This window comes from Rhodococcus sp. P4_E4, from assembly GCF_056401575.1.
Window position 1 is genome coordinate 490,904 of the sequence record NZ_JBFUJB010000001.1, and the last position, 13,181, is coordinate 504,084.

Below are 13,181 nucleotides of genomic sequence, written 5' to 3' on the forward strand. Positions count from 1 at the left end.
TTGAATGGTGTGTTCACTCCATTCAATCACCGGTGCCCCGGTGGCGGTGTCCGATTCCCGACTACTCGCCGCGGTATACCTTGTCCAGCACGTCGAACGCGGATTCCCACCCGTCGTAGACGTTGCCGTCGCCCTTGAAACCCGGGATCCCGACCAGATGGAATGTCATCTCGGTCTTGTCTCCCCGATCTGCGAGCGTGACCGTGATTCGAGGCGCGGTGTCCACCGAATCTCCTGGATTCCCCCAGGTGAAGACTAGCTTCTTCGGCTCGTCGACCTCGAGATAGGTTCCACCGGTGGGAAACTCGGCACCATTCTCGTCGTTGATCATCAGGTAGTGGTACGTTCCGCCAACTCTGGGGTCGATCGTGACGTGCTCCCGAGGGCTGCTGACACCCTCAGGGTGCCACCACCGCGCCGCCTCGTCGGGATCGGTCCACGCTTGCCAGACAAGGTCACGCGGCGCATCGAAGATCCGGGTGATGGTGAATTTTGCGGTGGCATCGGCATTCTGGTCACTCATTGTTCTTCTCCTTCTTCGGTCGACGTTGCTTCAGCTCACGTAGACGCTCGTCGAGGAGGTCGAAGCGTTCGTTCCAACCGCGCCGGTGTTCGTCGACCCATGCGCTGGCGTCGTCGAGACCCTCTGCGCGAAGGGTGCACGTGCGCCATTGCGCGGTGGCGGTTCGTTCGATGAGACCGGCTCGCTCGAGCACCTTCAGATGCTGCGAGATGGCGGGTCGACTCATCTCGAACGGCTCGGCCAGCTCACCGACGGTCATCGAACCATCCGTCAGGCGAGAGAGCATTTCACGCCTCGTCGGGTCGGCCAGTGCGCTGAACACTGAATCGAGTCGACCACTTCGCTCGTCCATGTAAGCAACTCCTTAATTAAGGAATAACTTAAACATAGAATTCACGATCCTAAGCGTCAACCCCTTCAACTCCAGGTGTATCGAAGCCGCTCGACGGTTGTCGCCTCGTCCATCTGGGAGAACGTCTCCTGCTCAGCTCCCTTCACGGACACCATCGCTTCGATGATCGACTCCCCGAAGATTTCCCTCGCCACCGAGGAGGAGTTGAACTTCTGCACGATCTCGCCGAGATCGGTGGGGACTCGGGTCACCCCGCGCTCATCACGTTCCGCCTCTGTGAGAGTCGACGGGTTCACCACGATTTCAGGCGGCAATGGCGCGGCATTGTCGATACCGATCTGCGAAAGACCGAGTACCGCAGCGGTGGCCAGATACGGATTGGCCGATGGATCGATGATCTTGACTTCGGCGTTGGCGCCGTGTGGATTCGACGGTGACTCCGTGCAGAACCTCAGTGCCGCTTCCCGGTTCTCGAGCCCCCAACAGACGTAGGCCCCCGACCAATTGTCCGGACGCAGCCTGAGGCCGGAGAGCGGCGAGGAAGCAAAGACGGCCGTGAATTCCGTGAGGTGAGAAAGGATTCCACCCAAAGCTGATGATCCTTCGTCGGTCATCCCGTAGTCCTGACCACCACCGGAGAAGACGGGCCGCCCACCTGAGATCAACGAAAAGTGCTGGTGTGCACCGTTCCCGGCACCTCCGATCGTAGGTATCGGTGAAAACGATGCCGCCAATCCATGGGCTCTGGCAGTGCGGCTGATCAAGATCCGGGCCAGCACCACAAGATCGGCGGCCTGAACGGGAGTTGCCGGAGCGATGGAGATCTCGAATTGATCCGGTCCGTACTCCGCATGAACTTGCTCGATATGAAGTTGTGCGCGTTCGGCATTGCGCAGAAGGTCCTTGAGGAAGTCCTCGCGGCGAAGGACTGCACCTAACCCGTACGCCGACCACGCTCCGTCGCACGCATCACCGAAAAGAGTGAATTCGATCTCGTGACCCACCCGAGCTTCCAGTCCGTCGGCAGCAAGCCGCGCCACGACGGCAGTGAGTGCGGACCGAGTGCACACGGCAGCCGTCGAACCGTCTTGCTCGTACAAAGTGGCCGGCGCCCACGACACACCCTCGCCGAGATCGCGGAGGTCGGAGCGGTCGATACGCAACCGGAGATCACCCACGACGGAAAAGGAATCGGTGAAGGCAATCCGATCGTCGCTGCAGAAAACATTCCAACTCGGCGAGACCCCCGCACCGACTTCCTCGAAGACACCGCTTCGGCCTGCCGGCATCACTTTCGCCCGCGCGACACCCGCCATGTCCACGATCGAGCCGATAGTCAGCGCCGGAACTTCCCTCATCCAGAGGCAAATACCCCACTCGGCGGCACGCCAACCGGTCAGATCAGGTTGTCCTCCACCGGCAGTCCGAACGCCGCCCGGCCGTACAGCGCCAACGCGCGCTCGGGTTCGTTGGCAACGTGAACGCTGCCCGCATGAACGTCTCGCCACGCACGCTCGATCGGGTTTCCACGAGAGAGGGAGTTCCCGCCTGCCGTCTTGAACAGCATGTCGATCGCTTCCACCGAACGTTCCGTCGCGCGAACCTGATCTCGACGCGCGCGCAGCCTCATCGAGAGCGGAAGCTCCTTGCCGGCGACAGCAAGTTCGTACATCTCCCGGATATTGCGATCCATCTGCAGAATCGCGGCATCGATCTCCGACGACGCACGCGCGACGGCAACCTGAGCGAACTGGTCCTCACTGAACCGCCCACCACCCAAGCTCAGACGGACCCGCTCACGCATCACGTCCAGGTACCCCTCGTAACAACCGGCGACGATGCCCACACACGGAGCCGCGACCGTCGAGGTGAAGATGCTCCCGAACGGAAGCTTGTACAGCGGACCAGGATTGACTGCTTGGCCTGGGCCGCGAAGTTGTGCGGTCTCGTAGTTGCGCTTCAATCGGTGCTCGGGCACAAAGGCCTTGTCGACCACGATCTCGTTGCTCGCGGTGCCGCGCATCCCCACGACATCCCAGACATCTCGGATCTCGTAATCCGTACGCGGCACCAACACCGTCATGAAATCGACCGGCCGGCCGTCCATCCCGACCACCATCGCGCCCAGCAATGCCCAACTCGCGTGATCACAGCCGGAAGAGAAGCCCCACTGGCCCGACAGTTCGTAACCACCGTCCACCGCCGTCAGTCGACCGACCGGCGCGTACGCGGACGAGATGAGCGTCGTCTGATCCTCTCCCCACACGTCGGCCTGTGCCTGGTCGTCGAAAAGCGCCAGATGCCACGGGTGCACTCCCACCACCGACGCGACCCAACCGGTCGAACCACAGGCAGCGGAGATTGCCCTGACCACTTCGTAGAAGTGGACCGGGTCGCTCTCGGCGCCCCCATATCTCTTGGGCGCCAGCATGGAGAAGACGCCGGCTTCGGAAAGCTCCCGGATGGTCCGTTCGGAGATCTTGCGCGAATCGTCGACCTTCTGAGCGCGGGCCGCGATCTTCGGAAGCAGATCACGGACTGAGCTCAGAACCTTGTTGACCATGGAAGACACTCCTCGCACCGAACCGTGAGGGAGCGGATCGGCAGATAGACATAACGGCTGCCCCGTCACGATATGTCGGTCACGCGTTCCGATGATCGGAAGTCCCGGAGGCCGGGATCAGCCGCCGGATCCTCTCGCTCGCCGCTGGTCCCGGCCAGTGAGACGAGGCCCCAGCGGTAATTCACGCTCCCCTAGCGTCGGGCGTCGACACTGACCCTGGAAAGGACGGGACTCATCGTGACGATCAATCAGTCCGACAACGACGAAGTTCGCGAGATCCAAGCTGGAACCGCGCCTACTCGCTTTGCACGTGGATGGCACTGCATTGGGCTCACGGAGTCCTTCAAGGACGGCCAGCCGCACTCCATCGAGGCGTTCGGTACCAAGCTCGTCGTCTTCGCCGACAGTGAAGGCAACGTCAAGATCCTCGACGCGTACTGCCGTCACATGGGTGGCGACCTGAGCCAGGGCACCATCAAGGGCGACGCCATTGCCTGTCCGTTCCACGATTGGCGCTGGGGCGGCAACGGCAAGTGCCAGAAGATTCCCTATGCACGCCGCGTTCCCCCGCTGGCCAAGACGCGCGCATGGCAGACCCTCGACCAGGACGGCATGCTCTTCGTCTGGCACGACCCCGAGGGCAACCCGCCGACCGACGACGTAGCCATCCCCCGTATCGAAGGCGCGCTCAGCGACGAGTGGAGCGACTGGGTCTGGTACACCACGACCGTCGACACCAACTGTCGTGAAATCGTCGACAACATCGTCGACATGGCGCACTTCTTCTACGTGCACTACTCCTTCCCGACGTACTTCAAGAACGTCTTCGAAGGCCACGCCGCAACGCAGTACATGCGCGGCGTCGCTCGCTCGGACATGCGTCCGCACGCAGCAGGCACCCCGAAGATGGTCGGCAGCAACTCCGTCGCCACGTACTTCGGCCCCTCCTTCATGGTCGACGACCTGACCTACGAGTACGAGGACTACAACGTCGACTCGGTACTCATCAACTGCCACTACCCGGTCAGCGCAGACAAGTTCGTGCTCCAGTACGGCATCATCGTCAAGAAGTCGGATCGTTTCCAGGGTGAAGCCGCCGACGCGATGGCAGCGAACTTCGGCACGTTCATCGCCAAGGGCTTCGAGCAGGACGTCGAGATCTGGAAGAACAAGACTCGCATCGAGAACCCACTCCTGTGCGAAGAGGACGGCCCGGTCTACCAGCTCCGTCGCTGGTACGAGCAGTTCTACGTCGACGTCGCGGACATCGCTCCCGAGATGACCGAACGCTTCGAATTCGAACTCGACACCGCGCGCCCCGTCGCCGCCTGGCAGAAGGAAGTCGAAGACAACCTCGCTGCGAAGAAGGCAGACGAAGATGCAGCCTCTTCAGTGCGCTGAGTGCAAGGCGCAGGTCCTGGTCCAGAAGAACAGTTGGGAACACACCACCGTTCAGTGGAGTGACCAGGCCCGCGCCAAGTGCCTCGAGATCGCCGACGAACGTGAATTCGGGCAACGTGAGGGACGCCCAGGCGCTCCTCGCAAGGAGTGCGGCGCCTTGATCGCGTCCATCGTGAACGCTGCAACGGCAGGCGAGCTCGAGATCCTCAACGACGAGCCGGTGCCCAAGCCGATCGTCGACGACAGCGAACCAGTTCCCGCTCCGTTTCATTAGTCAAGCCAACATCTTTCGAAGAAGGTAGTAATGATCGATCCTCAGTACTACGGCCCGTGGGCAGTCATCGCCGGCGGTTCCGAAGGTGTCGGCGCGGGGTTCGCCGACGAGCTCAGCAAGCTCGGTATCAACCTCGTGCTCATCGCCCGCAAGCCGGGCCCGCTCGAGGAGACCGCGGCCAAGGCACGTGCCAACGGCGTCGAAGTACGCACTCTGGCACTGGATCTGCTGGTTCCCGACGCGCTCGATCAGATCAAGGCTGTCACCGACGACGTCGAGGTTGGCCTGCTCATCTTCAACGCCGGCGCCAACAGTTACGGCCACGAGTTCGTCACCGGTGATCTGACGGGATTTGCCGGAGTCATCGAGCTGAACATCAACAAGCAGCTCGAACTCTCGCACCACTTCGGCGGATTGATGAAGGATCGCGGACGCGGCGGCATCATGCTGCTCGGTTCGCTGGCCGGATTCATGGGTTCCGAGCACCAGAGCATCTACGCAGCGTCCAAGGCATTCGGACGCATCTTTGCCGAGAGCCTGTGGCTCGAACTCCAGCCGTACGGCGTTCACGTCGTCGAGTTCATTCTCGGTGTCACTCGCACGCCGGCCATGATTCGCGCGGGATTGAACTTCGACATCCCGGGCATGAACGTCGCAGAGCCCGAGGATGTTGCACGCGAAGGCCTCGAACACCTTGCCGACGGCCCGATCTGGGTTGCTGCAGGAAACTACGAAGGCGCCAAGAAGCGCAGCGGCTTCCCCCGCGACAAGATGGTCAAGGGCGCTGCCGAAGCGATGCGCAAGCTGCTGAACCGCTGACTTCTGCTGTGCGCCTTTATTAACCCCCCGACGTTAAGAAAGGCGCACAGCATGGGCGTCGACATCACCACTCTTCTCGACGAACGCGAGATCACCCGCTCCATTTTCGAGTTCGCCCGAGCCATGGATGCGCGGGACTGGGATGAACTCCACCGAATCATGACTCCGGACGCTACGGCAGAACTGGGAACCGGAACTCTTCGTGGACCTGCCGAGGTGGTGGCTTCCATCCGCTCGTTCCTCGACGAGTGCGGTCCCACCCAACATCTGATCGGCAACGTGCTGGTCGAAGTGGTCGGTGATATTGCCACCAGCCGCTCCTATGTCAGCGACATGCATGTGGGCACCGGGAGCAAAGCTCACCTGAACTTCTTCACCCTCGGCGACTACCACGATTCGTGGACCCGAATCGACGGAAGGTGGCGAATGACGCACCGCACCAAGCATTCACACGCCAGTCAGGGATCCATCGAGGTTCTGGGCGCCGGCCCCAGCGGTTGGCGGAGCTGACTCAGCTCAACATCGACGAACGGCTGGTCGCGAGTGGACTCTTGCTGGTGAGTCCACCGTCGACCACCAAGGTCTGCCCCGTCATGTAGCGAGATTCGTCCGACGCCAGGTAGAGCATGGCGTGTGCGATATCTTCGGGTTCACCGAGGTAGGGCAGCGCGTTTGCCTGCTTCATGCCGTCGATGACATCAGCGGGGATGTTGTCCACGAGTGCGGGTGTCATGATCGCGCCCGGTGCTACGGCGTTGCACCGAACTCCGTTTGCTCCGTACTGGACTGCTATGTACTGCGTCAGACGAATGACTGCCGCTTTGGCGGATCCGTAGGCAGACTGCAGGGAATCCCCGATCAATCCACCTACCGAGGCCGTGTTGACGATCGATCCTCCACCGGCACTGTTCATGTGCGGAATGGCAAGTCGTGAAGCGACGACAGTGCTGCGGACGTTGAGCGACATCACGCGATCCCACTCGTCCAGGTCCATCCGGAGCAGGTCGAGATCCTTGCGCGGATTACTACCGCCCACGTGATTGCACAAGACGTTGATGCCACCGAATTCGGCGACCGCCCTTTCGATCATCGCTGCCAGGGACTCCTCGTTCATGACATCGACGCCGAAACCCAGCGCAGTGCCGCCGGTCTCGCGTATCGCCGCCGCTGCTTCCTGCGCTCGAGCTGGATCGAGGTCGGCGACCAGCACCTTGGCGCCTTCTGCCGCCATGAGTTGTGCTGCTGCACGCCCGATTCCGCTGGCGGCGCCGGTGATCACTACATTTTTGCCTTCGAGCCTGTTCATATTCATTCCCTTCGCGGGGAATCGCCGTACCCGGATCTCATGTGCCCGAAATTGACAGCTCGGCGATTACCCGATCACTACCAGTGAACGCAGGATCGACAGCCGCGTCCAACTTTCTTGAATGAACTCACAAGTACGTGACCACGGCCCCGCGCACCTGCTACACCGCCGAAATCGAGTGGCGACAGAAGACTCCACTGTGCTGAAGTGGCACTATGCAGAATTCTGTTCGACCGCTGTCCATCGACGACCTCGACCGTGCCGCCGAGGTTCTCGGCGAGGCTTTTGCCGACTATCCCTGGACGAACTGGTGCGTCGCCGAAGACTCTCACGTGGAACGGGTCGCCGCTCTGCAACGGATCTACCTCGAACACCTGGCACTACCGTTCGGACGTTCATACATCGATGATTCAGGCAACGGCGTCATCGCAGTCCTGCCGCCCGACGCCCCGGAGCCTGATGAAGCGACTGTCGAGAAGATCGTGGAACTGCACGGAGATCGGTTCGAGCGCATTCTCCAGGCTGACGAACAACTGTCTGCGCTTCCCGCCCTCGAGCACGCGTGGTCGTTGGCAACGATCGGTACGACACCGCGTTCGCAGGGCAGTGGATTGGGCTCTGCACTACTGAAACATGCTTTGGCGGAACTGGATCGAACCGAACAGGCTTGCTGGCTCGACACGTCGACCGAACGAAATCTCCCGCTGTACCAACGGTTCGGTTTCACGATCGTCGGCCAGACCTCGCTCCCCGACGGACCGGACGTATGGCGGATGCATCGACTTCAGGGCTGATTGTTCGACTTCAGCACTCGCCGAATCATTTTCGACAACGACGCGTATTGGGTGATCGTGTTGACGGCGATCCACCTCGAGACCGGCCACGTCCGGGTCCACGAGAAAACCCCGACCGACAGCAGTTGATCGTCTTCGAGAGTTCCCACGTATCGACGCAGCGCTGCGACAGCCGCGCGCAAACGATCCCGAAGCTCTCGAACCGAGGTACCTGCACTCGCCTCGACCACCGACTGGTTCAGCGCGGGTGTTTGCGTCCACTTGTAACCCGCAGCCGGCGTCTGCGGTGTCTCGTCTCGCAGTCCGGCACCTATCCACTCTACGACGGCCTCTGCCCACCAGACACGCACAGCGAGTACGTCGTGCACCGTCCACGCATCGACGGCAACGGCGTCGAACGCATCGGCCTCGGCGACGCCGTCGAGTAACGCGTCGAGTTTCGAATACGCCGAGTCCAGCGCACTCGCCAGTTCCTCACGTGACAAGGTCTGCGCCACAATGCCTCCGAACGATCAGTAGAGAAAGAAGAAGCGGGACCATCTCGACTCGATGGCCCCGCATTCAACATTAACGTCCTACGAGTTTCAGTTCAGCTCGCCCAGGAACCTTTCGAGGTTCTCGGCGATCTCCTTCGACTTGGTGTGGTGTAGGTAGTGGTCTCCGTCCAGCAAGACCAGTTCACCATGATCGACCGATGCTGCCTGTTCTTCGTGCAGCTCTGTCCAGCCCTGGACCTTGGAATTCTGTACAGCGAACAACAGAATCGGGAGATCGGCAGGGAACGTCTTGCCGATCGCCGCGGCGAAGTTGCTGGAAAGGTGATCCATTTCGTTGAGATACGTGTCGCTGAAGTTGTTCTTCGCGACCAGTCGGCTCATCTCTGCCTTCTCGGCTTCATCGAGGTAGGCATCGGTTTCCTCACTGCCACCGAGTTTCGCCAGAACGTCGGAGAAGCCCAATTTCTTTGCAACGCGGAAGACTTCGATCGGGAACTTGGTGTCCATGTTCGGCTGCCCCGGGACGCTGCTGTCGATGCCCACGAAAGCGGTGACCTCGTCGCCGTACTTCGCGGTGTAGTCCAAGGCATAAACACCTGTGATGGAGTGACCCATGAGGATGTATTCGTCAATCCCCAAGGCCTGCACAGCCTCGTGTATCTCTTCGACGATGTTCTCAGCCGTGCGGTCCTTGTCGGTTGCGTCGCTGTATCCGTAGCCGAAGGGCTCGATCGTGACAACGCGGTAGTCAGGTGCAAGCTCGTCGATGAGTGACTTGAAGTCGAGGATCGGCGCGGACGTTCCGAACCCGGGCAGCAGCACGATGGTCCGATCACCGCTGCCGCGAATCGAGTAGCTCATGTTCTTGCCGTCGACGGACACGAACTGGTTGCCCGTTTCCGCGGTCGGAACGTTCGCCTTGCTGGAGCCGACGTTGAATACGAGCGCTATCGATACCAGCACAACCAGAACTACGGACACCGAAGCAACCACCTTCAGTGCAACGGTACGAATCTTCTTCATTCTCATCCTCATCTTCTCGGGCGTCGATACGGCTAGGAAAGGCTCGATATCGAGGCCGCACTGGTCTCGTCGAGCACACGCAACACGTTGTTGCCCATCAGCTTTGCCAAGTCCTCCGCGGACCAACCGCGTTCCGCCAGACGGTCTATCAACACCGCGAAACCGGATACGTCCTGCATACCGTCCGGAAAGTCGTCGAACCCATCGTAGTCACTACCCAAACCGATGTGGTCGATGCCCGCGACGTCTCGGGCATGCTCGACGTGATCGGCCAGATGGTCCACCGTCATCGCCGGCCGTGGGCCGACCCGCCCGCCTTTGAACCACTCGTTGTACTCGGAAGAAAGGAACATGGGCACAAAGGCGATCATGATGACCCCGCCGTTGTCCGCGAGCAGCCTCATGACGTCGTCGGGAACGTTGCGGGGGTGACCGCATAGCTGAGTGCAGGACGAATGGCTGAAGATCACCGGCGCCGACGACGTCTCGATGGCATCTCTCATCGTTTCCACCGAGACGTGCGACAGGTCGACGAGTACGCCGAGCCGGTTCATTTCGCGCACGATCTCGCGACCGAAGTCGGTCAGCCCGCCGTGTACGCGCGTGTCCGTCGCGGAGTCCGCCCACCCGGTGTTGTCGTTGTGCGTCAGAGTCATGTACCGAAGACCAAGGCGCGCCATCATTCTCAGGACGCCGAGCGAACTGCCGATGCTGTGACCGCCCTCCGCGCCCAACAATGACGCGACCTTGCCCTCGCTCCAGATGCGACGCACGTCGTCACCGGTGCGCGCGAATTCGAAAGTATCCGGGTACCGCTCGATCATCCGGTACACGTAGTCGATCTGCTCGAGTGTGTACTGAACAGCCTCGGCCTCCGTCCTGCCACACGGGGTGTAAACCGACCAGAACTGCGCACCGACGCCACCGCGACCGAGTTTGTCGATGTCGGTTTGGAAGATGGAATCCTTCTCCAGATTTTCCACCGAGTATGCGGCAGTTTCGCGAGCCGTCCATGCCAGATCGTTGTGACCGTCGATGACCGGCGCAAGGCCGTAAGCATCCAGTGCCGCTGGGTGATTCACGTCCGGAAAAGGAGCGAGAGGTTTCAACATGAGTTTTCCTCGAGAAAGTAGTGCGGGCAGGTCGAGGGCCCTCATCGCCCTCGACCTGCCCGAGATTTCATTCAGCGGAGAGAATCATCTCGCCGCGGCTAGTCGGAAATCTTCTTGAAAAGCCGTGTCATGTACAGATATTCCTCGCCATCGATCGTGAGGTGAGCCATCTCGCCAGAAGCGCTCTCGTTACTGATCGAGAACCGGGAAGCAGACAGAGGCACGACCTTGGTGGGCGGGGCCGGCGGCTCGCCGTCGATCTCGACCTTGGCGAAGTTCTGAACCTGGAATCCGCCGTCGTCGCCACGCGTGAGTTCGATTCGAACGGTTGTCGATTCATAGGTCCCGAGAATGTGAGACAGATCGATGTCTGCTGCATCCGGTTCGGACTTCGGCTCCGGCAGAACGAGATCGAGCTCCTGAGCGATCTCCTTCTCGATGTCGTGAGCCAGGGCACCGCCACCACGCGAGTTGGTGACAACTGCCATGGCCAGGCCGAGCTCGGGGAAGGTGTGAAAACGAGTGATCTGGCCGATCGTCGCACCACCGTGCTGCGCGGACGTCACACCGCCCCAGTCGGACAGGATCCAGCCGAGACCCCAGGCCTGATCGACGCTCGAAACCGCAGTCAGGTCGAACTGTGGGGTGCGCATCAGACGCGCGGATTCTTCGGACAGAATGCGTTCACCCGTCAACGCGAGGCCGTCACGCATGTGTGCAGCGCCGAAGGTCAGAAGCGAGCTGACGGATCCGGTGATGATCCCGGCCGGACCGATACCGCGGGGAAGCAGCCACTGCTTGGTCGGAACCACCTTGTCCGGCGACGTCCGATCCGGGTTCGCCACATGACCGACGGCGGTGCGGAACAGCGGGGCATCCTTGGCCTTGGTGATGATGTGCGTCAATCCGAGTGGCTTCCAGAGGTATTCGACCAACGCCTCGTCCCACGTCATCTCACGAAGAACCTCGACGATACGGCCGGCAACGGCGAAACCTGCATTGCTGTAACTCAGATGCCCGCCGGGCTCGGTGACGCTGATCGCGGTCGCGAGTTCGTCGACGTACTTCTCGACGCAGTCGTCGCCGTCGCCGGTGTCGTTGAACAGGTCTCCGTCGATACCGCTTGTGTGCGTGAGCAACTGGCGGATCGTGATTTCCTTCGTGTTGGAAGGATCCGCGATCGTGAACTCCGGAAGCACCTCCACCACCAGGGTGTCCAGCGTCAGCTTGCCCTCGTCGACGAGCTGCATGATCAGAGTCGTCGTCCAGATCTTGCTCGCGGATCCGTACTGGAACAGGGTGTCGGCGTCGACGTCGACACGCGTGTTCAGGCTCGTCACTCCGGTGGTGATGACACGGATATCCGCTGCACCGTCTTCGCCCAGCGCGATCACACCGACCTGCGCGCCAGGTACCGAATGCTTGGCTGCCAGTTCGTCGAGGCGTTCCTGCCACTTCGGGGCGACAAGTAGGTCCTTGGGCAAGTCGGTCACAGGTCGAACTCCTTCGATCATGGAAGCCAGTGGCGTAGATAGCGTTGCTGCGATCCGCTCAGGTCTCACTCGTCGGGAAGTGAGGTTGCGGAAGCAATAACCGTCCACCCATGATCTCAGTGTGCTCGCAGTCACGTCCTGGTCGATTGCACCGAACTCGACCCCGAAAATGGTGCGATCGGACGAGCCTGCGTTCAGGACTCGCCACTCGAAACGATCAGCGCTCGAAGGTTCCTTCCAAGCGATTGCGTGAACCGGGGTGGATCAAGCGCGCCGCACTGACCAACCCATTGGCCGACCAGGTGCGGCGGCGAATCAACAGACACGGTTCCCCTCGATCGATGCGGAGCAGCTCGCATTCGTCCGGGCTCCCTAACACTGCTTCCACGACATGCTCGCCGCGAACCAGAGGCGCAACGTCACTCAAGTAGTTGTTGGGGGTGATCGCGGTGAAGTCCTGGCGCAGATAGTCGGGCGCCTCGTTCGGATTCACGAACCGGTCTTCCACCTGAATCGGGGTTTCGTCCTCGAAGTGCACCATCAGCGAATGGAACACCCGTTTGCCCACCGATTCACGAAGGAACGTCTGCCCGTGGTCGGTTTCTTCCTCACGAACGAACACGACCTCGGTTCGATGACGGTGGCCGCGGCGCTGAATCTCGTCGGCGATGTTCTTTACTTCGAACAGCGGGGACGCGGTCTTCGTGGCGGCGACAAAAGTACCGACCCCCATCATCCGCACGATCAGACCGTCGCTGGTGAGTTCACGAAGCGCTCGGTTGATCGTCATACGTGACAACCCAAGCGCACTGACCAGTTGATTTTCCGAAGGCAGCTGATCGCCTTCGGTCCACCGACCCGAATTGATCTGCGAGACCACGAGGTTCTTCACCCGTTCGTAGGCAGGGGCGGACTCGCCGCCTGCCTCGTTGAACAGCACGGCGAGTTCTGCGTCCACTTCAGCAATCGCCATCGCCACCACCCGTTCGTCGAAAACCACCGAGTCGGTTCTCCCGTTCGGCCT

The 13,181-nt window shown here is 61.0% G+C and carries 15 protein-coding genes; 5 read left to right on the forward strand and 10 right to left on the reverse strand.

What is annotated here, in order from left to right; genetic code table 11:
- Positions 1–61: 61 nt before the first annotated feature.
- From AC1DVN_RS02395 to hsaA, 4 genes are all read right to left on the reverse strand, one after another.
- On the reverse strand, positions 62–523 hold the full coding sequence (locus AC1DVN_RS02395) for an SRPBCC family protein (protein ID WP_477845654.1): 462 nt from the start codon (positions 521–523) through the stop codon (positions 62–64).
- Entirely contained in the window at positions 516–875 is a 360-nt protein-coding gene (locus AC1DVN_RS02400) for an ArsR/SmtB family transcription factor (RefSeq protein ID WP_070795664.1), read from the reverse strand. Before AC1DVN_RS02400 ends, AC1DVN_RS02395 begins: the two co-directional genes overlap by 8 nt.
- Positions 876–940: 65 nt before the next feature.
- A complete protein-coding gene (locus AC1DVN_RS02405; protein WP_019745331.1) occupies positions 941–2,233 on the reverse strand; it encodes a type I glutamate--ammonia ligase in 1,293 nt (430 codons plus the stop codon).
- Between the two features lie 38 nt (positions 2,234–2,271).
- Positions 2,272–3,438 (reverse strand): 3-hydroxy-9,10-secoandrosta-1,3,5(10)-triene-9,17-dione monooxygenase oxygenase subunit, encoded by a 1,167-nt coding sequence (hsaA, locus tag AC1DVN_RS02410; RefSeq protein WP_020970820.1) that lies wholly within the window; start codon positions 3,436–3,438, stop codon positions 2,272–2,274.
- A 237-nt stretch (positions 3,439–3,675) separates the two neighbouring features.
- Here hsaA and AC1DVN_RS02415 point away from each other — a divergent pair, with 237 nt between their 5' ends.
- Genes AC1DVN_RS02415 through AC1DVN_RS02430 form a run of 4 tightly spaced genes read left to right on the forward strand, consistent with a single transcriptional unit; the run spans position 3,676 to position 6,442 of the window.
- Positions 3,676–4,839, forward strand: coding sequence for a 3-ketosteroid-9-alpha-monooxygenase, oxygenase component (locus AC1DVN_RS02415; protein ID WP_019745333.1), 1,164 nt, complete (start codon positions 3,676–3,678; stop codon positions 4,837–4,839).
- The gene (locus AC1DVN_RS02420; protein ID WP_033233220.1) at positions 4,817–5,113 is read left to right on the forward strand and encodes a hypothetical protein; all 297 of its coding nucleotides are present in this window, start codon (positions 4,817–4,819) and stop codon (positions 5,111–5,113) included. The genes AC1DVN_RS02415 and AC1DVN_RS02420 overlap by 23 nt, the downstream gene beginning before the upstream one ends.
- A gap of 30 nt (positions 5,114–5,143) precedes the next feature.
- Positions 5,144–5,932 carry an SDR family NAD(P)-dependent oxidoreductase gene (locus tag AC1DVN_RS02425; RefSeq protein WP_197940935.1) on the forward strand — a complete coding sequence of 263 codons (789 nt, stop codon included), beginning with the start codon at positions 5,144–5,146 and terminating at the stop codon, positions 5,930–5,932.
- A gap of 51 nt (positions 5,933–5,983) precedes the next feature.
- Entirely contained in the window at positions 5,984–6,442 is a 459-nt protein-coding gene (locus tag AC1DVN_RS02430; RefSeq protein WP_021331968.1) for a nuclear transport factor 2 family protein, read from the forward strand.
- Between the two features lies 1 nt (position 6,443).
- Here the strand turns inward: AC1DVN_RS02430 and AC1DVN_RS02435 are convergent, their stop codons facing one another.
- Positions 6,444–7,238, reverse strand: coding sequence for an SDR family NAD(P)-dependent oxidoreductase (locus AC1DVN_RS02435; RefSeq protein WP_477993318.1), 795 nt, complete (start codon positions 7,236–7,238; stop codon positions 6,444–6,446).
- A 215-nt stretch (positions 7,239–7,453) separates the two neighbouring features.
- Between AC1DVN_RS02435 and AC1DVN_RS02440 the strand changes: the two genes are divergently transcribed.
- Positions 7,454–8,032, forward strand: a complete 579-nt coding sequence (locus tag AC1DVN_RS02440; protein WP_133727115.1) for a GNAT family N-acetyltransferase — start codon at positions 7,454–7,456, stop codon at positions 8,030–8,032.
- Here the strand turns inward: AC1DVN_RS02440 and AC1DVN_RS02445 are convergent.
- The 5 genes from AC1DVN_RS02445 to hutC form a co-directional block, all read right to left on the reverse strand.
- Positions 8,023–8,529 carry a ClbS/DfsB family four-helix bundle protein gene (locus AC1DVN_RS02445; RefSeq protein WP_019745339.1) on the reverse strand — a complete coding sequence of 169 codons (507 nt, stop codon included), beginning with the start codon at positions 8,527–8,529 and terminating at the stop codon, positions 8,023–8,025. The two genes, AC1DVN_RS02440 and AC1DVN_RS02445, sit on opposite strands and share 10 nt — an antisense overlap.
- Positions 8,530–8,616: 87 nt before the next feature.
- On the reverse strand, positions 8,617–9,552 hold the full coding sequence (locus tag AC1DVN_RS02450; protein ID WP_029256278.1) for an alpha/beta fold hydrolase: 936 nt from the start codon (positions 9,550–9,552) through the stop codon (positions 8,617–8,619).
- A gap of 32 nt (positions 9,553–9,584) precedes the next feature.
- The gene (locus AC1DVN_RS02455; protein ID WP_084324936.1) at positions 9,585–10,664 is read right to left on the reverse strand and encodes a dipeptidase; all 1,080 of its coding nucleotides are present in this window, start codon (positions 10,662–10,664) and stop codon (positions 9,585–9,587) included.
- Between the two features lie 98 nt (positions 10,665–10,762).
- Complete coding sequence (locus AC1DVN_RS02460; RefSeq protein WP_029537034.1) at positions 10,763–12,157, reverse strand: serine hydrolase domain-containing protein; 1,395 nt, start codon at positions 12,155–12,157, stop codon at positions 10,763–10,765.
- A 217-nt stretch (positions 12,158–12,374) separates the two neighbouring features.
- Positions 12,375–13,130: a histidine utilization repressor gene (hutC, locus tag AC1DVN_RS02465; protein ID WP_024487384.1), complete on the reverse strand. Its 756-nt coding sequence runs from the start codon at positions 13,128–13,130 to the stop codon at positions 12,375–12,377.
- Between the last annotated feature and the right edge of the window lie 51 nt (positions 13,131–13,181).

What these genes read in the sequence shown, in the direction of transcription:
- AC1DVN_RS02430 (WP_021331968.1), top strand. Translation starts at nt 5,984, where the DNA reads ATGGGCGTCGACATCACCACTCTTCTCGACGAACGCGAGATCACCCGC.
- AC1DVN_RS02440 (WP_133727115.1), top strand. Translation starts at nt 7,454, where the DNA reads ATGCAGAATTCTGTTCGACCGCTGTCCATCGACGACCTCGACCGTGCC.
- AC1DVN_RS02455 (WP_084324936.1), bottom strand. Translation starts at nt 10,664, where the DNA reads ATGTTGAAACCTCTCGCTCCTTTTCCGGACGTGAATCACCCAGCGGCA.
- AC1DVN_RS02405 (WP_019745331.1), bottom strand. Translation starts at nt 2,233, where the DNA reads ATGAGGGAAGTTCCGGCGCTGACTATCGGCTCGATCGTGGACATGGCG.
- hsaA (WP_020970820.1), bottom strand. Translation starts at nt 3,438, where the DNA reads ATGGTCAACAAGGTTCTGAGCTCAGTCCGTGATCTGCTTCCGAAGATC.
- AC1DVN_RS02420 (WP_033233220.1), top strand. Translation starts at nt 4,817, where the DNA reads ATGCAGCCTCTTCAGTGCGCTGAGTGCAAGGCGCAGGTCCTGGTCCAG.
- AC1DVN_RS02425 (WP_197940935.1), top strand. Translation starts at nt 5,144, where the DNA reads ATGATCGATCCTCAGTACTACGGCCCGTGGGCAGTCATCGCCGGCGGT.
- AC1DVN_RS02435 (WP_477993318.1), bottom strand. Translation starts at nt 7,238, where the DNA reads ATGAACAGGCTCGAAGGCAAAAATGTAGTGATCACCGGCGCCGCCAGC.
- AC1DVN_RS02400 (WP_070795664.1), bottom strand. Translation starts at nt 875, where the DNA reads ATGGACGAGCGAAGTGGTCGACTCGATTCAGTGTTCAGCGCACTGGCC.
- AC1DVN_RS02395 (WP_477845654.1), bottom strand. Translation starts at nt 523, where the DNA reads ATGAGTGACCAGAATGCCGATGCCACCGCAAAATTCACCATCACCCGG.
- hutC (WP_024487384.1), bottom strand. Translation starts at nt 13,130, where the DNA reads ATGGCGATTGCTGAAGTGGACGCAGAACTCGCCGTGCTGTTCAACGAG.
- AC1DVN_RS02450 (WP_029256278.1), bottom strand. Translation starts at nt 9,552, where the DNA reads ATGAAGAAGATTCGTACCGTTGCACTGAAGGTGGTTGCTTCGGTGTCC.